Below are 23,373 nucleotides of genomic sequence, written 5' to 3'. Positions count from 1 at the left end.
TTTAGGGGCGCGGGGAACTGCGCGACCAGCCCCCACGCACCCGCAGAAAACACACGACCTAAAGCCACCCGGCAAATTCCAGCAACAACTCAGCATCCCGAGGCCGCCCCACGCGCAGTGCCCGCACCCCGGACTCCACAGCCCGAAACAACGTCCACCCCCGCAACCGCTCCTGATCAACATCCAAAGACTCGGCAAGTCGCTTGATCCGCCGCCGAGTTGTGGACGCCCCCGACGGCGTAGCAATCAGATCCTCCACCCGATCCCGAACCAACCGAGCCAGATCAAACGCACACTCACCAACGACCGGATCCGGCCCCACGGCAAGCCACGGCACCCGCTCCGCTGAAAGCACCTTGCTCTGCCGAAACGTCCCATGCAGCAACCGAACCTCAGGCGGCGCAACCAACAACGCCTCCCGAGCCTCCAACGCGGCCGAGACCAACGCATCCACCTCGGCCCCGCCACCGCCACCGCCCCGCATGACCTGAGCCTGCCGCCCCGTCCGCTCGGCCACCGTCTCAAACGCGTGATCACCAGGCGGCTCCACCCACAACCGCCGCAACGTCCCCGCAGCCTCCAGCAACGCCTTCGCCTCGGGCAACGACCGCACCGACACATCGGGATGCAACCGCTCCAGCACGAGCACACCCTCGGCGGCGAACGGTTCGACGAGCTGCACGGCACCCAGCCCACCCCAGCGGGCGAGCGCCGCCCGCTCGCTCTCCGGGCGGGCCCGACGCGGGGCCAGTTTCAGCACGGCCGGGGTCCCGTCGCCCCGCCGCACCAGCACAACCAGACTGCTGCGCCCACCGGGAACCTGCACCCGCTCAACGGTCAACTCGCGTAGATCGACGGCCTGTCGGGCCACCTCGGGCAGCTTCTCCAACCAGTCGTCACCGCTCGGTGCCGTCTCCCCGAGCGCCTTCACCAGACGCGGCGGCGGTTCGAAAGCCATGCGCGAGTTGTTCCCTTCCTACGGTCCTGCGGTGTTGCGTCCCGGTGCGGATCACGCCGTGGGTGTCGCCGAGGCCGTGGGGGTCGCGGCCCGCTCGGCGAGACCAGGGAAGGGTACGCTCCCGCCGCGCCAGCGCACCGCGCGGACCGCCGCTTCGCGCAGCGCCTCCGCGGCCGTACCGCGCACCCCGCCCGTCGCCGCCCGCACCAGGTCGGAATAGACCCCGGCCACCCGGTCCTCCAGCTCCGCGGCGAGTTCCACGGCCGCCGCCGAGTCCGGTACCGGGAACGGCAGCGCGTACGCGGCGGACGCGGCGACGGGGGTGCCGCCCAGATCCCGCACCTCGCGGGCCAGCGCGTCGCGCCGGGCGCGGTGGGCGTCGTAGGCCGCCTTCGCCTCCTGTCGCCGGCCCTCGCGGATGCGGCCGCCGACGACGCCGTAGCCGTACACCGCCGCGTGCTCGGCGGCCAACGCGGCCTGCAGCGCGGTCAGTTCCGCGGCCTTCTCCTCGCTCACTGGGCATCCTCCGTCAGCAGATACGCGTGTGCTGCCCCGGCGGCGGCCACCGAGGCCAGCAGCCGGGCCAGTTCGCCGGGCAGATCGAGCAGCGCCTTGGCCCGCCGGTCGGCGAGACCCCGCTCGGCGGCGGCCAGCCCGGCGAGGGCGTCGCTCGCGGTCGCGGGTACGGCCGGAGCAGAGGCCGACGGTGAGGCGGTGGCCGTGGCGGACGGTGTTGAGCCGGTGCCGCCGAAGGCCGTCGTGTGGCGGACGACCTCCGCCCGGAGCGGGTCCAGACGGGGTGCCAGGGTCGGGTGGGCGGCGAGGACCGCGTCGTAGTGCCGGAGAAGGGTCTCGCTGTCGGCGGCCGCACGCGCGCGTGCGTGTTCGGCGGCGGACCCGCTGCCGCCCGTGGTCCCGGAGTCGTCGCCGTCGGTGGAACAGCCCACCAGGAGAGCGGCACCGGCGGCCGAGACGAGCAGGCTCCGTCTACGCGGTCCCGGGAGGGTGCGCGAGGGTGGGGGGAACGGCACGGCAGATCGTCCTCGGGGGCTCGTACGAACGAAAAGGCGGGAAGGGCGGCGCGGCCCGTGATCACGGTACCCGCGCAAGCCTCCGACGTATGTCACCGGCTCGTACGCCTACCCAAGGGGCGCGAGGAACTGCGCGACAAGCCCCCACGGACCCGCACTCGCCCGACCACCGCAGCCCCCCGAGCCCAAAGGCGCCCCGCTCCACCGCCGGAGGCGCACGTGGACGGCAACACACCTCAGGACCGGATACCCTTTGACCAGACACGCGCCCTACCCACAACAGCACACGCGGCCGAGGAGTCACCCGGATGAGCACGACCCAGAGCGAGAGGCTGCGAGAACTGCTGGAACCGCTCGTCGGCTCCCAGGGACTCGATCTCGAAGAGGTCGCGGTGGACTCCGTAGGACGCAAGCGGGTGCTGCGCGTGGTCGTCGATTCCGATTCCGGTGCCGATCTGGACCAGATCGCCGATGTGAGCCGCGCGCTCTCGGCGAAGCTCGACGAGACCGACGCGATGGGCGCCGGCGAGTACACCCTGGAAGTCGGGACCCCCGGTGCCGAGCGCGAGCTCACCGAGCACCGTCACTACGTACGCGCCACCGACCGGCTGGTGAAGTTCCAGCTGGCCGAGAGCGGTGAGCTGGTCGCCCGGATCATCACGGTGGACGACGACGGCATCGACGTGGAAGTGCCCGGCGTGAAGGGGCGCAAGCCCACCGCCAAGCGGCTCGCCTTCACGGACGTCGTCAAGGCCCGCGTCCAGGTCGAGTTCAACCGCAAGAACAAGAACGACGACATCGCGGACAACGACATCGAAGACAACGAAGAGAACGCAGAGGAGGCGTAGCCGTGGACATCGACATGAGTGCCCTGCGGGGCTTGGTGCGGGAGAAGGAGATCTCCTTCAGCCTGTTGGTCGAGGCGATCGAGTCGGCCCTCCTCATCGCCTATCACCGCACGGACGGGAGCCGCCGCCACGCGCGCGTGGAGCTCAACCGGGAGACCGGCCACGTGACGGTGTGGGCGAAGGAGGACCCCGAGGACCTGGAGGAGGGGCAGGAGGCGCGCGAGTTCGACGACACCCCGTCCGACTTCGGCCGGATCGCCGCCACCACCGCCAAGCAGGTCATCCTGCAGCGGCTGCGCGACGCCGAGGACGACGCGACGCTCGGCGAGTACGCGGGCCGCGAGGGCGACATCGTCACCGGAGTGGTCCAGCAGGGCCGCGACCCGAAGAACGTGCTCGTCGACATCGGCAAGCTGGAGGCCATCCTGCCGGTGCAGGAGCAGGTCCCCGGCGAGACGTACCCGCACGGCCTGCGCCTGAGGTCGTACGTCGTCCGGGTGGCGAAGGGTGTGCGCGGTCCGTCCGTGACGCTGTCCCGTACGCATCCCAATCTGGTGAAGAAGCTGTTCGCCATGGAGGTGCCGGAGATCGCCGACGGGTCGGTGGAGATCGCCGCCATCGCCCGCGAGGCCGGCCACCGTACGAAGATCGCCGTCCGTTCCACCCGCAGCGGTCTGAACGCCAAGGGCGCCTGCATCGGCCCCATGGGCGGCCGGGTGCGCGCGGTGATGGGCGAGCTGAGCGGCGAGAAGATCGACATCGTCGACTGGTCGGACGACCCGGCCGAGATGGTCGCCAACGCGCTCTCCCCGGCGCGGGTCTCCAAGGTCGAGGTGGTGGACCTCGCGGCCCGCTCCGCGCGCGTGACGGTGCCGGACTACCAGCTGTCCCTGGCGATCGGCAAGGAAGGGCAGAATGCCCGGCTTGCGGCCCGCCTCACGGGGTGGCGGATCGACATCCGTCCGGACACCGAACAGCCGTCCGACCAGGGCGGGGAATAGATCTCGGCCGCGAGTGGCTTAGATCACGACAACAACCGTTCGATTCTTCCCCCGAAGGGGTGAGGTCGGTGCGGGGAGGTAGACTTAGCAGTGTCTGGCCGGACGCGAGCCCGCGCATGCCCTGAGCGCACCTGTGTGGGGTGCCGGGAGCGAGCGGCCAAGAAGGAACTGCTGCGGATCGTGGCGGTCGAGGGCGAATGCGTCCCCGATCATCGCGGTACGCTGCCCGGCCGGGGTGCGTATCTGCACCCCGCCCTGGTCTGTCTCGACCTGGCGGTCCGCCGCCGGGCGTTCCCACGGGCGCTGCGTGCCCAGGGAACGCTCGACACCAAGGCGTTGCGCCTCTCCGTCGAGCAGGCAACACCGTAAGAGCGAGTCGTACGGAACCTCCGTGCGGCCCGGTATTCCGCGAGTTGGAAGTAGGTCGAGATTGCGATGAGCACTCGATGAGCACGCGATGAGTACGCCCATGAAGTAGCGACGGTCCGGACGCACCCGGACCTAAAAGGAGCGAAGTGGCTAAGGTCCGGGTATACGAACTCGCCAAGGAGTTCGGGGTGGAGAGCAAGGTCGTCATGGCCAAGCTCCAAGAACTCGGTGAATTTGTCCGTTCGGCGTCCTCGACGATCGAGGCGCCCGTTGTACGCAAGCTGACAGACGCCCTCCAGCAGGGCAACGGAGGCGGCAAGCCCGCCCCCGCACGCAAGGCTGCCCCGGCTCGTCCGGGTGCCCCCTCTCCGGCGCAGGGTGCCCGTCCGGGTCCTGCCGCCCCGCGCCCGCCGGCCCCGAAGCCGGCCGTCGCCGAGAGCGCCCCCGCGGCTCCCGCAGCCCCGGCCGCGCCCGCCGCACCGGCGTCCACCGGTGGTCCCCGTCCGGGCCCGAGGCCCGCGCCGCGGCCCGCTCCGGCCTCGCCGGCGCCGACCGCGCCCGAGTTCACCGCCCCCCCGGCGGCTCCCGCGGCTCCGGCCGCGCCCGCTTCCACGGGTGGTTCCAGTTCTGCCCCGCGTCCGGGCGCCCCGCGTCCGGCGAGCCAGGCTCCCCGTCCGGGCGGTGCCCGTCCGGCCGGTCCCGGCCAGGGTGGTCAGGGTCGTGGCGACCGTCCCGAGCGCAGTGACCGCGGCGACCGTCCCGGCGCTCCGCGTCCGGCCGGTCAGGGCGCGCGTCCCGGTGCTCGTCCGGCCGGTCCCCGTCCGGGCAACAACCCGTTCACCTCCGGTGGTTCCACCGGCATGGCGCGTCCCGGGGCCCCTCGTCCCGGTGCTCCGCGGCCCGGCGGTCAGGACCGTCCGGGCGGTGCTCCCGGTGGCGCTCCGCGTCCGCAGGGTGCCGGTCAGGGCGGTCCCCGTCCCCAGGGTGCTGCGGGCGGTGCCCGTCCGGGTGCTCCCGGCGGCGCGCGTCCGTCCCCGGGCGGCATGCCCCGCCCGCAGGGCGGCGCTCCGCGTCCCGGCGGCGGCCCCGGTGGCAACCGTCCGAACCCCGGCATGATGCCGCAGCGTCCCGCTGCGGGTAGCCCCCGTCCCGGTGGCGGCCCCGGTGGCCGTGGTCCCGGTGGTGGCGGCGGTCGTCCCGGCGGTCCCGGTGGCGGCGGCGGTCGTCCCGGTGGCGGCGGCGGCTTCGCCGGTCGTCCGGGTGGCGGCGGTGGCGGTTTCGCCGGTCGTCCCGCGGGTCCCGGTGGCGGTGGCGGCGGTTTCGCCGGCCGTCCGGGTGCTCCCGCCGGTGGTGGCGGTGGCCGTCCCGGCTTCGGTGGTCGTCCCGGTGGTCCGGGTGGCCGCGGTGGCACACAGGGCGCCTTCGGCCGTCCCGGTGGTCCCGCGCGTCGTGGCCGCAAGTCGAAGCGGCAGAGGCGCCAGGAGTACGAGGCCATGCAGGCCCCGTCGGTCGGCGGTGTGATGCTGCCTCGTGGCAACGGACAGTCCGTCCGTCTGTCGCGTGGTGCGTCCCTCACCGACTTCGCCGAGAAGATCAACGCCAACCCGGCGTCGCTCGTCGGCGTGATGATGAACCTCGGCGAGATGGTCACTGCCACGCAGTCCGTCTCCGACGAGACGCTGAAGCTCCTCGCGGACGAGATGAACTTCGTCCTCGAGATCGTCAGCCCCGAGGAGGAGGACCGCGAGCTGCTCGAGTCCTTCGACATCGAGTTCGGCGAGGACGAGGGTGGCGAGGAGTTCCTCGTCGCGCGTCCGCCGGTCGTGACCGTCATGGGTCACGTCGACCACGGTAAGACCCGACTCCTCGACACCATCCGCAAGACGAACGTCGTCGCGGGCGAGGCCGGCGGTATCACGCAGCACATCGGCGCGTACCAGGTCACCACCGAGGTCAACGACGAAGAGCGCAAGATCACCTTCATCGACACCCCGGGTCACGAGGCGTTCACCGCCATGCGTGCCCGCGGTGCCAAGTCGACCGACATCGCGATCCTCGTGGTGGCGGCCAACGACGGTGTGATGCCCCAGACGATCGAGGCGTTGAACCACGCCAAGGCGGCCGACGTGCCGATCGTGGTCGCGGTCAACAAGATCGACGTCGAGGGCGCCGACCCGACCAAGGTGCGCGGTCAGCTCACCGAGTTCGGGCTGGTGGCCGAGGAGTACGGCGGCGACACCATGTTCGTCGACATCTCCGCCAAGCAGGGCCTGAACATCGACGCCCTGCTGGAGGCCGTGGTCCTCACCGCGGACGCCTCGCTCGACCTGCGGGCCAACCCGGAGCAGGACGCGCAGGGCATCGCGATCGAGTCCCACCTGGACCGTGGCCGCGGCGCCGTCGCGACCGTCCTGGTCCAGCGCGGCACCCTGCGGGTCGGCGACACCATGGTGGTCGGCGACGCCTACGGCCGTGTCCGCGCGATGCTCGACGACAAGGGCGACAACGTGGAAGAGGCGGGTCCCTCGACCCCGGTCCTCGTCCTCGGTCTCACCAACGTCCCGGGCGCCGGCGACAACTTCCTCGTCGTCGACGAGGACCGCACGGCACGTCAGATCGCCGAGAAGCGCGCGGCGCGCGAGCGCAACGCCAACTTCGCCCGGCGCGGAGTCCGGTTCTCCCTGGAGAACCTGGACGAGGCCCTCAAGGCCGGTCTGGTGCAGGAACTCAACCTCATCATCAAGGGCGACGCGTCCGGTTCGGTGGAGGCTCTCGAGTCCTCGCTGCTCCAGCTCGACGTCGGCGACGAGGTCGACATCCGCGTCCTGCACCGCGGCGTGGGTGCGGTCACCGAGTCGGACATCGACCTGGCGACCGGCTCCGACGCGATCGTCATCGGCTTCAACGTCCGCGCTGCGGGCCGCGCGGCGCAGATGGCGGAGCGCGAGGGCGTCGACGTCCGGTACTACTCGGTGATCTACCAGGCCATCGAGGAGATCGAGGCGGCCCTGAAGGGCATGCTCAAGCCGGAGTACGAGGAGGTCGAGCTCGGCACGGCGGAGATCCGCGAGGTCTTCAAGTCGTCCAAGCTGGGCAACATCGCCGGTGTCCTGGTCCGCTCGGGCGAGGTCAAGCGCAACACCAAGGCGCGCCTCGTCCGCGACGGCAAGGTCATCGCGGAGAGCCTCACCATCTCCGGTCTGCGTCGCTTCAAGGACGACGTCACCGAGATCCGCGAAGGGTTCGAGGGCGGTATCAACCTCGGCAACTTCAACGACATCAAGGTCGACGACGTCATCGCGACGTACGAGATGCGCGAGAAGCCTCGCGGCTGATCGACACAGCACGCGATCGGGGCCGGTCGGCGGAGAGAATTTCCGTCGATCGGCCCCGGCCGTTGCGTGTACGGTTCCTGTATCGGCGTCCGAGACCGGCGCCCATACCCCGAACCGGCGGGACATCCGGACACACATGTACGTGGGGACTCTGTCCTTCGACCTGCTCCTCGGCGACGTCCACTCGCTGAAGGAGAAACGCTCTCTCGTCCGTCCGATCGTGGCCGAACTCCAGCGCAAGTACGCGGTGAGCGCGGCCGAGACGGGCAGCCAGGACCTCCACCGCAGGGCCGAGATCGGGCTCGCGGTGGTCTCCGGGGACACGGGACACCTCACGGACGTACTGGACCGCTGCGAGCGACTCGTCGCCGCGCGGCCCGAGGTGGAACTGGTCTCCGTTCGACGCAGACTCCACAGCGACGAAGACTGAAGCCGGAGAGACCGAAGCCGGACGAAGAGCGAAGCAAGCGGCAAGACGTAGTTGCAGCACGACGTAGTTACTAAGGAGACGGACCAGTGGCCGACAACGCGCGTGCCAAGAGGCTGGCGGACCTCATCCGAGAGGTGGTGGCCCAGAAGCTGCAGCGCGGCATCAAGGACCCCCGGCTCGGCACCCACGTCACCATCACGGACACCCGCGTCACGGGTGACCTGCGGGAGGCGACCGTCTTCTACACGGTGTACGGCGACGACGAGGTGCGAGCCGAGGCGGCGGCCGGTCTGGAGAGCGCCCGGGGCGTTCTGCGTTCCGCCGTGGGCGCGGCGGCCGGCGTGAAGTTCACCCCGACCCTCACCTTCGTCGCGGACGCCCTCCCGGACACCGCCAAGACCATCGAGGACCTCCTCGACAAGGCACGGCAGTCCGACGAGAAGGTCCGCGAGGTCTCGGCCGGCGCCGCCTACGCGGGCGACGCCGACCCGTACAAGAAGCCCGGCGAGGACGACGAGGACGACGCCTCCGAATGACCGAGAAAACCCGGACGCCCGACGGCCTTGTCATCGTGGACAAGCCGTCGGGCTTCACCTCGCACGACGTGGTCGCCAAGATGCGCGGCATCGCCCGCACCCGCCGCGTCGGGCACGCAGGCACCCTCGACCCCATGGCCACGGGCGTACTCGTCCTGGGAGTCGAGAAGGCGACAAAGCTCCTGGGACACCTGGCGCTGACGGAGAAGGAGTACCTGGGCACGATCCGCCTGGGCCAGAGCACCCTGACCGACGACGCAGAGGGCGAGATCACGGGGTCGACAGACGCCTCGAAGGTCACCCGGGACGCCGTCGACGCCGGGATCGCCAAGCTCAGCGGCCAGATCATGCAGGTCCCGTCCAAGGTCAGCGCCATCAAGATCGACGGCGTCCGCTCGTACAAGCGGGCCCGCGACGGCGAGGACTTCGAGATCCCCGCCCGCCCCGTCACCATCTCCTCCTTCACGGTCTACGACGTCCGGGACGCCGTCGCCGAGGACGGCACCCCCGTCCTGGACCTGGTGGTCTCGGTGGTCTGCTCGTCCGGCACCTACATCCGGGCCCTGGCCCGCGACCTGGGCGAGGACCTGGGCGTCGGCGGCCACCTCACGGCCCTCCGCCGCACCCGCGTCGGGCCGTACAAGCTGGACACGGCCAAGAGCCTGGAGCAGCTCCAGGAAGAGCTGACCGTGATGCCGATCGCGGAGGCGGCCGAGGCCGCGTTCCCGCGCTGGTCCGTGGACACCCGACGGGCGAAGCTGCTGCTCAACGGCGTCCGCCTGGACATCCCCGAGGAGTACACGGGCGTCGGCGCGGTCGGCGTCTTCGACCCCGAGGGCCGCTTCCTGGCGCTCGTGGAGGAACAGAAGGGCAAGGCCAAGAGCCTCGCCGTCTTCGCCTGAGAGACGCTCCCCGGGCGGGCCGGAGTCTCAACTCCCGCCCGTGGAGCGGCGGTCACGGGGTCTACGTTCCCGCCGCTCCACGGTCCCCCCTCGGTTCCCCCACCCCTAGGGTGTATCCAACCCTCCGCTTCTATTCACCCGTCCGGGCAGGCGCTCGGAGTGAACCGAGGGAGCGGAAGGGGGCGCGTTCACCACGCGATCTGTCCCGCTGATCACGCCACGCCTACCGTCGAACACAGGGCACGGGTACGGCGGGGAGGTTCGACCATGGCGGGACGTGGCCCGCGGACGGGCGGCGCCCGTCGGACGCGGGACGAGACGCGGGGCGAGCGGTCGACGCGGGGCACCGCATCGCCGGTCGGCGACGGGACGGGCGCCGCGCCCGCCGCTTCCGACGACGAGTCCCTGGTACGCATCCGCGACCTCGCCGGACGCCCGCGAGGGACCGGCTTCGTCGCCGACCACCACGGCACGGTCATCACCAGCCACGAGGCGGTCGACGGCCTGCCCCGCCTGCTCCTGCACGCCACCGGCGACCGCACCTGCCTGGTGACGGCGGACGCGGTGACCCCCCTACCGGCCCTGGACCTGGCCCTGGTCCGCACCGAGGGCCTCGGCGTGGACCCGCTCCCCATCACGGTCCGGGACCGCGTGGAGACCGGCACCTACGTCCGCATCGCCGCGGGCCGCTGGCGCGAGGCCCGCCTCCTGGGTGCGACCTCCGTGACCTACACGGCCACCGACCGCTTCCATCTCCTCGACGACGCCCTGGAGTTGGCGATCGGCACGGCGGGGCGGGACGCGTTGCGGCTGGGCGGGGGAGCGGCCGGGGGCCCGGTCCTCGACGCGGTGACCGGCGCGGTGATCGGCGTCCTCGGCACGGCGTTGCAGTCCGGGCAACGGGACACGGGTTTCGCGGTACCGCTACGCCAAGTGCGGGGTGAGGAACGGCTGTTGGGGCTTGCTCAGGGCTCGTCGGCCGCCTTCCGGGCCCCGTTGGACGACCTCCTCGCACGGAACTCGGCGACGGTACCCGCGTACGGCGCGGACCTCAATCTGGCGGGTGTTCTGGAACTGACGGCCACGTCGGTGGGGTCGGACGGACCGCCGGGGGCACTGGCGGGGTTCGTCGGTCCGGGGCGCGACGGCGACGGTTGTGGTGCGGTGAAGCCGGTCGAACGCCCGTCGCTGGTAAGGGAGTTCACCGCGTTCGTCGACAGCCCGGCCGCCGTGCTCGGCCTCGTCGGGCCACCGGGCAGCGGCCGTACGACGGAACTCGCGGCGCTCGCCGCACGGCGCAACGGGGGTGCCGAACCGGCTCCCACGCTGTGGCTGCGCGGCGCCGACCTGCGGGACGGCGATGCTTCGGTGGCGGACGCGGTCCGCAGGGCGGTGGAACGGGCGGCACGGATCGTCGCGGCGTCGGTCTCGCTGCCGGGGAGCTCCGGTGACCTCGGTGACGTGGGCCCCGAGCGGCTGGCGCGGGTTGCCCGGGACGCCGGGCGGCCCTTGCTGTTGCTGCTCGACGGGCCTGAGGAGATGCCGCCGGTGCTGGCGCATCGGTTGGGGGAGTGGACTCGGGGGACGGGGGAGTGGTTGCGGGAGAGTGGGGCGCGGTTGGTGGTGGGGTGCCGGGCGGAGTATTGGGAAGGGGCGGGGTTTTCGGGGGAGTTGTTGTACGGCGGGGGTACGTCTGGAGCGGGGTCGGCTCGGGGTGGGGTGTCTGCGTCGGCGCGTGACGATGTCGGTTCGGGTGATTTCGGGGTGCGGGCATCCAGCGACGGCGGTTCGCCTCGGTCTGGGGCGCCCGCGCCTGACGACGCCGGTCCGCCTCGCTTCGGGACGCCCGGGCCTCTCGATGCGGGCCCGCACAACTCAGCCCGTCCGGCGTTTGAGGGCGAGGCCGTTCAGGCCGATGGGGGGTCTGGGGGCGCAGCCCCCGGGACGGTGCTGCCGGCTTGCGTTCAGCTTGGAGACCTGCGGCCGGAGGAAGCACGCCGGGCCCGCGCAGCGTACGGCGTTCCCGAGGGCGTCCTCGCCGACGCCGACGCTGGGCACCCCCTCACCCTCCGGCTCCTCTCCGAGGTGCTCGCCGCGCTGCCCGCCACCCCGGGTGCCCAACTCCACCCCGACGACGTGTTCTCCGCCTACCTCGACCTCATGTGCCTCCGCATCGCCGTCCGCCTCGCCGCGGAGAACGGCCTGCGCGGCACCGCCGTGAGGCGCCTCGCGGCGAAGGTGTCAGGGCAGGTCCACGAGGCGGCGCGGCGCAGCCTCGGGCCGGGGCAGGGGGAGTTGGACCGGGAGTCGTTCGAGGCGGTGTTCCCGTGGGGACCCGCACCGGCACGGCTCGGCGGTGGTACCGGGTGGGCGTCCGCCGTACTCACCGAGGGCCTGCTCGTGCCGGCCGGTACCGGATACCGGTTCGCCCACGAGGAGTTGGCGGACTGGATCCAGGGCACCCACCTCGACCTCGACGAGGCCCTACGGGCGCTGGTCCACCGGCCCAGGACGCCACGGACCGGGCATCCACTCCCCGTACCCCATCACCGCATCGGCCCCGTCGTGCAGGCCCTGCTCCTCCTCGCCCGGCAACACGGCACCCATCAACTGGCCGTACGACTGGAGGAGTTGGCGGAGGCCCTGGACGCCGACCCGGACTCCTGGTGGGCCGCGCACCTGCTCGCCGAGGTGTTGCTCCGGGTGCCCGACGCGACGCCGTACGGCAATGCAATGCGGCTGCTGGCCGACCAGTTGGTGGGCAAGAGGCATCAACAGGCGGCCGTACCAAAGGAGTTCGCGCCCGAGTTCTGGACCGCGCTGCGCCTGCCCCACGCCGAGCGGTTCGAGTTGCTGCGCCGGCTCGTGTTCGCCGACGGCGCCCCGCAGGACGGCGGACCGTCCCGATTCCTGGACGCCGCCGCCGAGTTGCTCGCCGCCGACCCCACCGCCGTACAGCCGCTGCTGACCCGGTGGTTCGACGACGAGCGGCCGTTGCCCGCGACGCCGGAGGCGACCGTGGCGACGGCCGCGCAGGCGTTGTTGCACACGCATCGGCGGGGGGCGTTGGACGATCTGACGGAGGTGCTCGTCGGGTGTGCGCACGGGCGGGCCGATGAGCTTCTCGGCGTGCTGGCCGAGGAGGAACCCTCGGCGGTGTGCCGGGCCGTGGACCGGTGGGCGCACGACGAGCGGCCGGGGCGCAGGGTGGCGGCGGTGGCGTACGGACTGCGGGCCGCTCCGCACGTACGGACCGAGGCGGACCGTGAACTCCTGCGCTATGCGGCCCAGTTCCTCCTCGCCCGCCCCGCCGACTCCACCCTGCACGGCGGCGCGCTCGCGCTCCTCGTCCGCGATCCGCGCACCCGCGCCCGCCATCTCCCGCAGGCACTACGGCACTTCGCGTCCGGCGACCCCCAATTCCCGCCGAGCGCACTGGCCGCGGCCCTGACCACCCACCCCGAACCGGTCCTCGAAGCCTTCCGCGCCCGGCTGCACGGACCGCACGCGGGCGAGGCGGTCCGCACGCTCGCCGACGTGGCGACCCCGTCCCTCGCCCGCCGGGCCGCCGCCCTGGTCCGCGAGACCGCCGTACGGTGGCCGGAGACGGCCGCGTACCTCGGCGTCTACGTCGACCGGTGCCTCGACCACGGACCCGCCACCCGGGCGATCCTGTTCCCCCTGGTCACCGGCCTCCTCGACGGCGGCCCGGCGTCGGCGCGGACCGCCCTCGCGGCCGTGCTCCCCGCCCCCGGCACCCCCGCCTCGCGCCCCCTGCGCCGCGAACTCCTGGAGTTCCTGCTCGCGCACGAGCACGACCCCGCCGTACTGGACGCACTCCTGCACACGGCAGGACGCCGTGACGACGACGAGATCCGCGACCTCGTCCACCGCACCGGCCGGCTGCTCGTCCGTACCCCCGCGGGCGCGACCCGTTTCGACCGCGGCCTCGTCGACCTGGGCCGCCACGTGCCCGGCTTCGCCGCCCTGATGGCCCGCTGGCTGGCCGACACCCCGGAGGACTGGGCGGCGGTGGTCGGACCCGGCACCCGGCGCATGATCGAGAACCTGGCCGGGGTGGGGGTCCCCGCATAGCGGACTTCGTACGTGCGCCCGGTCACAGCCTCCATGCCGATGCGGGTCGCAAGCCCCCGGCATGGCACCCTTAGACCTGCGTAAGAGGTCAACGACACAGGTCTACATACGGACACGGGTTCGATGAGGAGCGGTCACAGTGCAGCGCTGGCGTGGCTTGGAGGACATCCCTGAGGACTGGGGGCGCAGCGTCGTCACCATCGGTTCTTACGACGGGGTCCACCGCGGGCACCAGCTGATCATCCGGCATGCCGTGGAACGCGCCCGTGAGCTGGGCGTTCCCTCCGTCGTCGTCACCTTCGACCCGCACCCCAGCGAGGTCGTGCGCCCCGGCAGCCACCCGCCGCTGCTCGCCCCGCACCACCGCCGAGCCGAACTGATGGCCGAGCTGGGGGTCGACGCGGCGCTGATCCTGCCGTTCACCAAAGAGTTCTCCAAGCTGTCCCCGGCCGACTTCGTGGTCAAGGTCCTGGTGGACAAGCTGCACGCGAAGGCGGTCGTCGAGGGCCCCAACTTCCGCTTCGGCCACAAGGCCGCGGGCAATGTGGCCTTCCTGATCGAGCAGGGCCGGACATACGACTTCGAGGTAGAGGTGGTGGATCTTTACGTGAGCGGTGCGGCGGGCGGTGGCGAGCCCTTCTCCTCCACACTGACCAGGCGCCTGGTCGCCGAGGGCGACGTCGAGGGCGCCCGCGAGATTCTCGGCCGCCCGCACCGGGTGGAGGGCGTCGTGGTGCGCGGCGCCCAGCGCGGTCGCGAAATGGGCTTCCCGACGGCCAACGTCGAGACCCTGCCCCACACGGCGATCCCGGCGGACGGCGTCTACGCCGGTTACCTCCACGTCGAGGGAGAGGCCATGCCGGCCGCGATCTCCGTCGGCACGAACCCGCAGTTCGACGGCACCGAGCGCACGGTCGAGGCGTACGCGATCGACCGCGTCGGCCTTGACCTGTACGGCCTGCACGTCGCCGTCGACTTCCTCGCCTTCGTGCGCGGCCAGGCGAAGTTCGAGTCGCTGGAGGGCCTGCTGGAGCAGATCGCCCAGGACGTGAAGCGCTGCCGGGAACTGATCTCGGCGGACACGGGCGACGAGGGCGACACGGGCGACACGGGCAGCGGCGGGGACGCCGGATAACTGTTCTCGTTCCTGTTTTTTGTCTCTACGACGACGAAGGGCGGCCGGTGCCTACAGGCATCGGCCGCCCTTCGTCGTTCGGGTGGGGTTACTGCTGAGGAGGTGCGGGCGGCGGCGGAGGCTGCTGACCCGGGTGCTGGGGGTACGGCGGGGCTGGCTGCTGCGCCGGGGGCGGGCCCTGCTGGGGGTAGGGCTGCGGGGCGTACGGCTGACCGGGGTGCGGCGGCTGCGGTTGTTGCGGTTGCTGCTGAGGGTAGGGGCCGGGCTGGCCGGGAGGCTGCTGGCCCGGGTACGGCTGCTGGCCCGGATAGCCCTGCTGTCCCGGTTGCGCCGGGTACCCCGGGTATCCCTGCTGGCCCGGCATCGGCGGGGCCAGGACCGGCGGCGGGTTGCCGTCGCTCGTCCAGAGGCCGTGCATCTGCTGGTGGCGGACGAAGTCCTCGGCGACCAGGGCCGCGAGGTTGAAGTACGACTCCCGTACCTTCGGCCGCATCATGTCGAGGTCGACCTCCGCACCGGCGGCGAGATGCTCGTCGAACGGCACGACCACGACACCCCGGCAGCGCGTCTCGAAGTGGCTGACGATGTCCTCCACCTTGATCGTCTTGCCGGTCTCACGGACACCGGAGATGACCGTGAGCGAGCGTGAGACGAGGTCGGCGTACCCGTGCGCGGACAGCCAGTCCAGCGTCGTACTCGCACTGCTCGCACCGTCCACGGACGGCGTCGAGATGATGATGAGCTGGTCGGCGAGGTCGAGCACACCGCGCATCGCGCTGTAGAGCAGACCGGTACCGGAGTCGGTGAGGATGATCGGGTACTGGTTGCCCAGCACGTCGATCGCGCGCCGGTAGTCCTCGTCGTTGAACGTGGTCGAGACGGCCGGGTCGACGTCGTTGGCGATGATCTCCAGACCGGAGGGCGCCTGGGACGTGAACCGGCGGATGTCCATGTACGAGTTGAGGTACGGGATCGCCTGGACCAGGTCGCGGATGGTGGCGCCGGTCTCGCGGCGCACGCGACGGCCGAGGGTGCCGGCGTCCGGGTTGGCGTCGATCGCGAGGATCTTGTCCTGGCGCTCGGTGGCGAGCGTGGAGCCCAGCGCGGTGGTGGTCGTGGTCTTGCCGACACCGCCCTTGAGGCTGATGACCGCGATCCGGTAGCACGACAGCACCGGCGTACGGATCAGCTCCAACTTCCGCTGCCGCTCGGCCTCTTCCTTCTTGCCGCCGAGCTTGAACCGCGAGGGCGCGACACTCGGCCGCCCGCTCTTCGCCTTCTGCTTCTTGTTGTTGAGCAGCCGGTCCGACGACAGCTCCACGGCAGCGGTGTAACCCAGCGGCGCGGCACCGGGGTTGGTCGGCTGCCGCTGGTCGTGCTGCATGGGCTGCGGCCAGGCGGCACCGGTACGGGGGTCGACCGGGGGCTGCGCCTGGGGCTGGGCCTGGGGGTGCGGCTGCGCCTGCGGGGGCTGCGGTCCGTCGGGCTGGGCCTGCTGCGTGGGTGCGGCAGGTGCGGCGGACGCGGGCGGGAAGCCGTAGCCGCTCTGGGGGTTGGGCGGACCCGGCTGCGCGGGCGCCGGGGGGAAGCCGTAACTACCTTGCTGGTTAGGCGCGTTGGGGGCGGGCTGGCCCTGCTGTACGGGTGCGGGGGGTGCGGGCGGGAAGCCGTAACCGCCCTGCTGGTGCGGCGGTGCCGGGGTCGGCTGCGCCTGCTGCGCGGGCGGGAGCGGGAAGCCGTAACCACCTTGTTGGTTCGGTTGGTTCGGTACGGCGGGGGTGGGCTGTCCCTGTTGTACGGGTGCCGGGGGGAAGCCGTAACTGCCTTGCTGGTTCGGTGTGTTGGGGGCGGGCTGCGCGGGTGGGAAGCCGTAGCCGCCCTGGGTGTTGGGGGCGGGCGGTGCGTTCCAGGCGGCCGGTGCTGGTTGCGGGGCCTGCGGCTGGAAGGGGGGCTGTTGCTGGGGCGCCAGCGGCGGCTGCGCCGGGGGCGCGACGGGCTGCTGCGGCACGGGCGGCATCGGAGGCGGGGGTGCCATGCCCTCCGCCGACGCGGGCTGCGGCTGGCCTTGGGGGTGGGGCTGCGCGGGCCAGTGGTCGGCCGGGGCCGGGGCGGCGGGCTGGTAGGAGGGCGGCAGCGGCGGGACACCGCTCTGCGGGGCCGGCGGAGGAGTCCAGGTGGGCGGCGCTTCCGGTACGTCACCGGTGGCGGCCGGGGCCGGGGCGGCAGTCTGGGGGGAGTCGGCGTCGGGCGTGGACGGTGTGGCGTCGGGGGCGTCCGGCTCCTTCGCCGTGTCGCCGGCCGGGTCCGCGTCGGGGTGCGCAGCAGAGGCGTCGTCGGTGCTCTCGCCGGCGCCGGATTCCGCGGAGTCCCCGGCGTCCGTCTCGGCGACCGCGCCGTCCTCGTCCTGCGTGCTCACCTCGGCGGCGTCGGTGGCCTCGCCCTCGGCGTCACCGTTCTCCGGGACCTCGCCCTCGAACTCCGGCTCTCCGGAACCCGGTTCAGTGTCAGCGGCACCCGAGCCTTCCGCACCTTCCGTACCTTCTACGGAAGCCTCGTCACCCACGGGAACCTCGGCCGGAGCCGGAGCCGGAGCCGGAGCCGGAGCCGGAGCCGGAGCCGGAGCCGGAGCCGGAGCCGGAGCAGCAGCCGCCGGGGTCTCCGCGTCGGCCTGATCAGGGGCGGCCTGCGCCTCCCCGCCCCGCTCCGCGATCTCCCTCTTCAACGCGGCGGAAGAGATCCGCATCGTCGCCCCGCTCACGAGGTCGCCGTTCTCCGGCTCCTCCTCGGGGACGGAGGGTGGCTGGACCGCAGGCGGCGGAGTCGCGGCCGCGGGTGCCCAGCCGGGCTGGAAACCGGAGTTGTCCGGCGGTGCCGGTACCGGGAACGAGGGTCCGACCGGGGGCGCCGGCGGCGGGGGCGGCAGCTCCGTACCGTTCGCCGGAGTCGGTGCCGGTGAGGCCTGCGCGGACGCGCCCGACGCGCCGGACGAGTTCTGCGTGTACCAGGCCGGCGGCGCGTAGTCGATCGTGAACTCGCCCGTCATCTCGATGGCGGACTCGTCGTCGGGCTGGTCATCGCCGGGCGTGGCCCAGCCCCCGCGGATCCCGTCCCGATCGCTGCTCACAATTCCTCCTGGTGTGGTCGAGCACCCTCATGTCGTGCCGGGGCGACGGTTCGCACCGTCCGATGCGCCGGGTTGTCCCCCTGGGGCCCCTGGGCCACGCACCATCCGCTCGCGGATACTCGTGACGTGCCCAGTCCCAGCCTAATCACCAAAACCGTGGACTCGGCAGGCCCGCCCACTCCTTCGTGCACACCCGCACGACCGAGACCGGCGATAGCGGATCAAATCGCCCTGGAAAACGACCAAATGGGACAGGTGGGGTATCCCATTCCGTCCGGTCGGCTCTCTTGGTGCTCCGGTCCGCCCGTCAGTCCATGCGGCGGGCCACGCCCAGCAGACCGACCTCCGCGTCCGTCGGCTGGGTCATCACGTACTGCCGGTCCCGCTCGGTGCACCACAGGGTGACGCCGTCGGGCAGCGTGGGCAGTGCGTCGAGGTCGAGGCGGGGCAGGGCGAGCACGCGCCCGATCTCCGCCGCCTCGTCCGGCGACACCCGCTGCACGCCCACCAGCCGCGCCTGTCGCATCAACCGCGGGGCGACCGGGCTGAGATACGGCAGCAGCGTGAGCACGGACTGCCAGGGCGCCGAGGTCACCCGCCCGCGCGGCGGCCGCATCCCGCAGTCCCGCACCACCAGCACGGGCGTACCGGCCGAGGCACCCTGCGGGGGGACGCGGCCGACGTCGTAGACCGCGAGGCCGTTCTGGCCGCCGCCCATCGCGTGCACCATCTGCATCCAGGCCTGCGGCCGTCCCGTCTCGACGGCGACCCGCGCTCCCGTGGCCGCCGCGCGCAGCGCCAGCACCTGGGCCGTCCAGAGGCCGCTGATGAGCAGGATGTCGTACGGCGTGGGGCGGTTGACCCCGAGCACGGCCGGTTGGCCCTCGGGGTCTATGCCGACCACGACGCCGTCGTCCCCGATGGGCAGCGACAGCGCCTCCACCTGGTCGACGGGCAGGGTGTGGCGCGGGTGGCGGGGGCCGAGCAGGCCGAAGCCGGAGCGCAGACGGGAGGTGAGGCCGGTGGCCCGGGGTTCGGTGGGTGTCATGGTCATCAGCGGGCACCTCCGAGGGGCAACGTGGCGAGGACGCCGGGGAGTTGTTCGCGGTCCAGGCGGGCCAGTCCGGTCCGTGCCTGGCGGGCGGCCTGCTCCAACTCGCGCCGGGCGTCGGTCAGTTCCTGGTTGCTGCGGCCGGTGATCCGCAGGTGCCCGGTGAGGGCCACGTCCTGCTGCTCGCCCTTGGCCAGGGTCAGGCTGAACGTCGTCGCCAGTGCGGGGACCGCCGTCAGTTGGGCCACGAGCTGTGCCAACGAGGCGCCGGTATCGCCCAGTTGGGGCCAACGCCGTACCCAGTACGTGGTGTGCCGGCGGTTGTCGCAGCGCCAACTGCGGCTGGACTCCTCGGTCCGCCGCTGCGGCGCCTCGCTCCGCCCGGCCTGCGCGGTCACCATCGGGTTGGCACACGCGGAGGTGGCGATCGCGGCCGTCAGCTCCTCCTCGGAGAGCACGGTGGCCCGCAGCCCGGCACCGGAGAGCCGGCTCGACAAGTGCTCCGCCGACCGCGCCAGACACTTCTGCGCGCCGATCAGCCCGCCGCCGCGCGCGGCCACCGCCTCGGGGCACAGTTCGGGGTCGAGCTTGAGCGCGATCCATGTGATGCGCACCGCGGGGGAGCCCGTCTGGGCCTGCAACGGCGCGTAGTTGCTCACCACGACCGACTGCTGCGGCAGATGCAGCGCGGGCGCCGGCTGCGTGTGCACCACGATCTGCGCCGATTCGAGGCGGATGCCGTCGACTTCGAGAGTGTCCCGCACGAGCCCGACCGGCAGTGGTCTGCGCCCGCGCTCGGCACGCAGCGCGCCCGCGTCCGACTCCACCTGGAGGACCGCGGTGAGGAAGTCGCCGTCGCCGACCATCCCGACCGGCCGCCGGTCGCGGTCGTCGCCGCGGTGATAGCTGTACGTCCGCAGGTTCGGGTCGCACTCCACGGCGGGCGCGAGACCCGCGTCGGTCCCTGGCGGCACCGGGGTGTTCGCGGCCCGCCGGGCCCGGGCGCGCAGCGCGAGCAGCGTGCCGAGCCACTCCGGCAGGGAGCGCCCCCGGCGTCGTACGACAGCGAGGACCACGAGAAGCGCGGCGAGCACGATCGCCGGCACCAGCGCCATCGGACCGACGAGCCAGCCGGACACCACCAGCGCGGCGGCGACCTCCAGCAGCACCAGCCGCTGGGTCGTGAACGAACCCCCGCGCCCCGAGCGGGACTTGAGATGCGGAGTGAAGGATCCGCGGTACGGCACGGTCGTGCGCGACGCGGGCGGACGGGAGTCCGGTCCCGGTGCCGATCCTGATCGCGACCGTGATCGGGAATCCGACCCCGATACCGGCCCCGATCCCGCTCTCGACGCCGATTGCGATCGCGACCGATTCCGCGTTGCGGAAGCCATCACTCCAAAACCCCCGAACTCTCCCGAAATTCCCTGCGCACTGGTCCCTTCAAGGCCAGAGCACCCTACCCGTGACACAAGCACACCCACGCAACAGGCATAGTAGGGGGCGGGTCTGACACCTGAGGTATCAGAGGCAATCGGGGGCTGGGGACGTATCTCCACAGGTCCTCCACGGCTCCGCACGGGGAGAGAGCGGACACAGATGGCATCACGGCGCGACGAACTCAACGCCTACACCTTCGCGAAGCGCCGCACGCTGGCGTCCTTCCTGCAGCCGTCGCCCACGGGCTCGGAAGAAGGGGCGCCGAAACCGCTGGGCGCGCTGGTGCCCGGCGTCGTCGTGGGCGTGGTGATCCTCGCGGTGTTCGGCGGTATCGGCATGTTCAAGCCGACGGCCCCGCCGGGCTGGTCCAAGCCCAACGAGCACGTCATCGTGGCGAGCGAGTCGACCACGCGCTATGTGGTGTTGAAGACGGGCAAGCAGACCCAGCTCCACCCGGTCCTCAACATGGCCTCCGCCAAACTCCTCCTGGAACCCGGCCAGGACTCGGTGATCACCGTCGACGAGAAGGTCCTCGACAGCGGCAAGCCCCCGCACGGCGCCACCATCGGCATCCCGTACGCCCCCGACCGTCTGCCCTCCTCCGACGAGGCCGAGGCGGCGAAGCGCTGGGCGGTCTGCGAGAGCCCCTCCGCCGGCGGCCGGTCCATCCAGAAGGCCGCGTTCGTCCTCGCCGAGAAGGACTGGTCCAAGACCGAGGGACCCGACAAGCTCACGGGCGGCGACCTCATGTACGTCGTCGGCCCGGACGGCAAGAAGCAGTACGTCGTCGACGCCAAGGGCACCGCCTACCCGCTGGCCGACCCCTCCGACAACGAACTCCTCAAGGCCCTCGACACCCAGCGCCGTGCCCCGCAGCGCGTCTCCCAGGAGTGGCTCGACACCCTCCACAAGGGCGACCCGATCGAGATCCCGAAGATCACCGACGGCACCCCGGGCACGAAGGCGAACGCGCTCGGCGACGCGTCGGTGCAGCAGTACGACAAGGTCGGCGAGGTCATCAAGGCCAACGACGGCCAGACGATGAACTACTACGTGGTGCTGCCCGGCAAGGTGGCCCGCATCACGGAGTTCGTCGCCACGCTGCTGCTCAACAGCAGTGACCTCCTCCCCGTCGGACAGACGGGCGAGGCGCAGCCGGTCAGCCCCGGCGCGGTCGCCGACAGCACGACCTTCGAGGCCGACAAGAACTGGCCGACGTACATGCCGAAGACGGTCAACGACGGCACCAGCGCCACCAGCGGCCGCAACACCGTCTGCAATGTGCTGCGTTCGGTCGGCAGCGGCAACAAGACGACTCTCTCCACCTGGGCGGGCACCGACTTCCCGGCGGCCCTCCCCACCGGTTCCTCCAGCGGGTACGTCACCGCCGGCTCGGGCCAGCTCTACCGCCAGGTCATGGGCACCGAGGCCGACGCGGGCCCGGTCTTCCTGGTCACCGACACGGGCCTGCGCTACGCCCTGCAGTCCAACAGCGACAGCGCCACCACCGACAGCGGCATCGGTACGACGGCCAAGCAGCGCAAGGACGAACTGAGCGAGGCCAAGATCGCCCAGACCCGCCTCGGCTACGAGAAGGTCACCCCGGCCCCGGTCCCCGCGGAGTGGTCCACGTTCCTGCCGACGGGCCCGCGCCTGTCGGAGGCGGCGGCCCGGCAGCCGCAGGGTTCGTAGGCGCGAGGGGGACGTCAACTCATGCTGACCGTACGGATGTTGGGCCCGCGCAGGCTGGCCGCGCTCACGGCGACGACGGCGCTGCTGGCCGTACCGCTGACTGTTTCGCTGTCGCTTTCGGCGGCGACCCCGGTGTGGGCGGACGACGCCCAGTGCACGTTCCCGTCGAAGCCGTACACGGGCCGCCCCTGGGCGCTGCAGCGCGTCAACCTGGACGAGCTGTGGGCGCAGTCCACCGGCAAGGGCGTCAAAGTGGCCGTGATCGACACGGGAGTCGACGTAAAGAACCCGCAGTTGACGAAGGCGGTCGACGCGTCCGCAGGGGAGAACCTCCTGCCCACCAAGAACTCCAAGGGCGAGAAGATCGACCGCGGCAACAACCAGGGCACCAGCGACACGGTCGGCCACGGCACGCGCGTGGCGGGCATCATCGCGGCGCGCCCCGCCAAGGGCACCGGTTTCGTGGGCCTGGCCCCCGACGCGACGATCATCCCGATCAAGCAGAACGACGCGGAGGGCGACGGCACGGCCGAGACCCTGGCGCAGGCGATCGACGACGCCGTCAGGAAGGGCGCCGGCGTCATCAACATCTCCCAGGACACGGCGAACGCGGTCGCCCCCGACGACAAGCTGGAAACGGCCGTGCACCGCGCGCTGGAACAGGGCGTCGTGGTCGTCGCCTCGGCCGGCAACGACGGCCTCGGCGGCAAGAACCAGATCACCTACCCGGCCTCTTACCAGGGCGTCCTCGCCGTGGCGGCCTCCGACCGCAACAACGAACGCGCCTCCTTCTCCCAGTCCGGCGAGTTCGTCGGCGTGGCCGCCCCCGGCGTCGACATGATCTCCACCGTCCCGGGCAACGGCCACTGCTCCGACAACGGTACGAGCTTCTCGGCGCCCTATGTCGCGGGCGTGGCGGCCCTGTTGAAGTCCAAGTACCCCGACTGGACGGCCCAGCAGATCGTCGCCCAGATCGAACAGACCGCGGAACGCACCATCTCCGGCCACGACCGCCTGGTCGGCTGGGGCGTCGTCGACCCGGTCAAGGCACTGACGGACGTCGACCCCGAACACCCCGTGGAGTCCCCCAAGCCGGAGGGCGGCGTGACGAAGGGCGAGGCACCGTCGATCGCCCCCGTCCACTTCGGCGAGACGGCGGACGAACGGAACACGCGGCTGGGCACGTACGTCGTCGTCGGCGGGCTGGTCGCGGTGGCGGGGCTGGGGGGGACGGCTGTGGCGGTTCGGGATGCGCGGAGGCGGCGGGCGCGGGTCGGGGGCGGAGCGGGCGGGTGACGGGGATGAACGGGGGCGGCGTTTTGGCGGGAGTGCGGGGCTGGTGGCAGGTGGGCTTGAACGGTGACGACGCTTCGGCGGCCCGGCCGACGGACGTGAACGTCAACCTCAACGACCTTTTGGCGGGTGC

The 23,373-nt window shown here is 72.0% G+C and carries 17 protein-coding genes; 11 read left to right on the top strand and 6 right to left on the bottom strand.

Annotated features, from left to right (window positions below; all coding sequences use genetic code 11):
• Positions 1-58: 58 nt before the first annotated feature.
• Genes ACIBK4_RS49305 through ACIBK4_RS49295 form a run of 3 tightly spaced genes read right to left on the bottom strand, consistent with a single transcriptional unit; the run spans position 59 to position 1,989 of the window.
• On the bottom strand, positions 59-958 hold the full coding sequence (locus ACIBK4_RS49305; protein ID WP_399006524.1) for an aminoglycoside phosphotransferase family protein: 900 nt from the start codon (positions 956-958) through the stop codon (positions 59-61).
• 51 nt (positions 959-1,009) lie between these two features.
• On the bottom strand, positions 1,010-1,474 hold the full coding sequence (locus ACIBK4_RS49300) for a ferritin-like domain-containing protein (RefSeq protein ID WP_399006522.1): 465 nt from the start codon (positions 1,472-1,474) through the stop codon (positions 1,010-1,012).
• Entirely contained in the window at positions 1,471-1,989 is a 519-nt protein-coding gene (locus tag ACIBK4_RS49295; RefSeq protein ID WP_399006520.1) for a hypothetical protein, read from the bottom strand. Before ACIBK4_RS49295 ends, ACIBK4_RS49300 begins: the two co-directional genes overlap by 4 nt.
• 308 nt (positions 1,990-2,297) lie before the next feature.
• On the opposite strand from ACIBK4_RS49295, the gene rimP reads away from it, so the two are divergent.
• From rimP to ACIBK4_RS49250, 9 genes are all read left to right on the top strand, one after another.
• A complete protein-coding gene (gene rimP, locus ACIBK4_RS49290) occupies positions 2,298-2,837 on the top strand; it encodes a ribosome maturation factor RimP (RefSeq protein ID WP_399006518.1) in 540 nt (179 codons plus the stop codon).
• 2 nt (positions 2,838-2,839) lie between these two features.
• On the top strand, positions 2,840-3,838 hold the full coding sequence (gene nusA, locus ACIBK4_RS49285) for a transcription termination factor NusA (RefSeq protein WP_366436953.1): 999 nt from the start codon (positions 2,840-2,842) through the stop codon (positions 3,836-3,838).
• Between the two features lie 90 nt (positions 3,839-3,928).
• Positions 3,929-4,207: a YlxR family protein gene (locus tag ACIBK4_RS49280; RefSeq protein WP_200714795.1), complete on the top strand. Its 279-nt coding sequence runs from the start codon at positions 3,929-3,931 to the stop codon at positions 4,205-4,207.
• Between the two features lie 146 nt (positions 4,208-4,353).
• The gene (infB, locus tag ACIBK4_RS49275; RefSeq protein WP_399006515.1) at positions 4,354-7,542 is read left to right on the top strand and encodes a translation initiation factor IF-2; all 3,189 of its coding nucleotides are present in this window, start codon (positions 4,354-4,356) and stop codon (positions 7,540-7,542) included.
• Between the two features lie 136 nt (positions 7,543-7,678).
• Positions 7,679-7,972, top strand: a complete 294-nt coding sequence (locus tag ACIBK4_RS49270; RefSeq protein ID WP_399006514.1) for a DUF503 domain-containing protein — start codon at positions 7,679-7,681, stop codon at positions 7,970-7,972.
• An 86-nt stretch (positions 7,973-8,058) separates the two neighbouring features.
• The gene (gene rbfA, locus ACIBK4_RS49265) at positions 8,059-8,508 is read left to right on the top strand and encodes a 30S ribosome-binding factor RbfA (RefSeq protein WP_043683505.1); all 450 of its coding nucleotides are present in this window, start codon (positions 8,059-8,061) and stop codon (positions 8,506-8,508) included.
• Entirely contained in the window at positions 8,505-9,410 is a 906-nt protein-coding gene (gene truB / locus ACIBK4_RS49260) for a tRNA pseudouridine(55) synthase TruB (RefSeq protein ID WP_399006511.1), read from the top strand. Before rbfA ends, truB begins: the two co-directional genes overlap by 4 nt.
• A gap of 267 nt (positions 9,411-9,677) precedes the next feature.
• Positions 9,678-13,505: a trypsin-like peptidase domain-containing protein gene (locus ACIBK4_RS49255; RefSeq protein WP_399006509.1), complete on the top strand. Its 3,828-nt coding sequence runs from the start codon at positions 9,678-9,680 to the stop codon at positions 13,503-13,505.
• 139 nt (positions 13,506-13,644) lie between these two features.
• Positions 13,645-14,640: a bifunctional riboflavin kinase/FAD synthetase gene (locus tag ACIBK4_RS49250; RefSeq protein WP_399006507.1), complete on the top strand. Its 996-nt coding sequence runs from the start codon at positions 13,645-13,647 to the stop codon at positions 14,638-14,640.
• An 88-nt stretch (positions 14,641-14,728) separates the two neighbouring features.
• Here the strand turns inward: ACIBK4_RS49250 and ACIBK4_RS49245 are convergent, their stop codons facing one another.
• The 3 genes from ACIBK4_RS49245 to eccE all read right to left on the bottom strand — a co-directional run bounded on the left by ACIBK4_RS49245 (position 14,729) and on the right by eccE (position 20,209).
• On the bottom strand, positions 14,729-17,764 hold the full coding sequence (locus ACIBK4_RS49245) for an SCO5717 family growth-regulating ATPase (protein ID WP_399006505.1): 3,036 nt from the start codon (positions 17,762-17,764) through the stop codon (positions 14,729-14,731).
• A gap of 307 nt (positions 17,765-18,071) precedes the next feature.
• The gene (locus ACIBK4_RS49240; RefSeq protein ID WP_399006503.1) at positions 18,072-18,818 is read right to left on the bottom strand and encodes a hypothetical protein; all 747 of its coding nucleotides are present in this window, start codon (positions 18,816-18,818) and stop codon (positions 18,072-18,074) included.
• On the bottom strand, positions 18,818-20,209 hold the full coding sequence (gene eccE / locus ACIBK4_RS49235) for a type VII secretion protein EccE (RefSeq protein WP_399006501.1): 1,392 nt from the start codon (positions 20,207-20,209) through the stop codon (positions 18,818-18,820). Before eccE ends, ACIBK4_RS49240 begins: the two co-directional genes overlap by 1 nt.
• A 205-nt stretch (positions 20,210-20,414) precedes the next feature.
• Between eccE and eccB the strand changes: the two genes are divergently transcribed.
• Positions 20,415-21,947 (top strand): type VII secretion protein EccB, encoded by a 1,533-nt coding sequence (eccB, locus tag ACIBK4_RS49230; RefSeq protein WP_399006499.1) that lies wholly within the window; start codon positions 20,415-20,417, stop codon positions 21,945-21,947.
• Between the two features lie 21 nt (positions 21,948-21,968).
• Complete coding sequence (mycP, locus tag ACIBK4_RS49225; RefSeq protein ID WP_399006497.1) at positions 21,969-23,243, top strand: type VII secretion-associated serine protease mycosin; 1,275 nt, start codon at positions 21,969-21,971, stop codon at positions 23,241-23,243.
• Positions 23,244-23,373 lie beyond the last annotated feature (130 nt).

This window comes from Streptomyces sp. NPDC050528 (genome assembly GCF_044457795.1).
Taxonomy (GTDB): domain Bacteria; phylum Actinomycetota; class Actinomycetes; order Streptomycetales; family Streptomycetaceae; genus Streptomyces.
This window is presented reverse-complemented; position numbering and strand designations above follow the sequence as displayed.

Excerpts from the sequence above, each read along its gene's own strand:
- ACIBK4_RS49270 (WP_399006514.1), top strand. The coding sequence starts at position 7,679 with ATGTACGTGGGGACTCTGTCCTTCGACCTGCTCCTCGGCGACGTCCAC.
- eccB (WP_399006499.1), top strand. The coding sequence starts at position 20,415 with ATGGCATCACGGCGCGACGAACTCAACGCCTACACCTTCGCGAAGCGC.
- mycP (WP_399006497.1), top strand. The coding sequence starts at position 21,969 with ATGCTGACCGTACGGATGTTGGGCCCGCGCAGGCTGGCCGCGCTCACG.
- ACIBK4_RS49240 (WP_399006503.1), bottom strand. The coding sequence starts at position 18,818 with ATGACCATGACACCCACCGAACCCCGGGCCACCGGCCTCACCTCCCGT.
- eccE (WP_399006501.1), bottom strand. The coding sequence starts at position 20,209 with ATGGCTTCCGCAACGCGGAATCGGTCGCGATCGCAATCGGCGTCGAGA.
- ACIBK4_RS49255 (WP_399006509.1), top strand. The coding sequence starts at position 9,678 with ATGGCGGGACGTGGCCCGCGGACGGGCGGCGCCCGTCGGACGCGGGAC.
- ACIBK4_RS49305 (WP_399006524.1), bottom strand. The coding sequence starts at position 958 with ATGGCTTTCGAACCGCCGCCGCGTCTGGTGAAGGCGCTCGGGGAGACG.
- truB (WP_399006511.1), top strand. The coding sequence starts at position 8,505 with ATGACCGAGAAAACCCGGACGCCCGACGGCCTTGTCATCGTGGACAAG.
- rimP (WP_399006518.1), top strand. The coding sequence starts at position 2,298 with ATGAGCACGACCCAGAGCGAGAGGCTGCGAGAACTGCTGGAACCGCTC.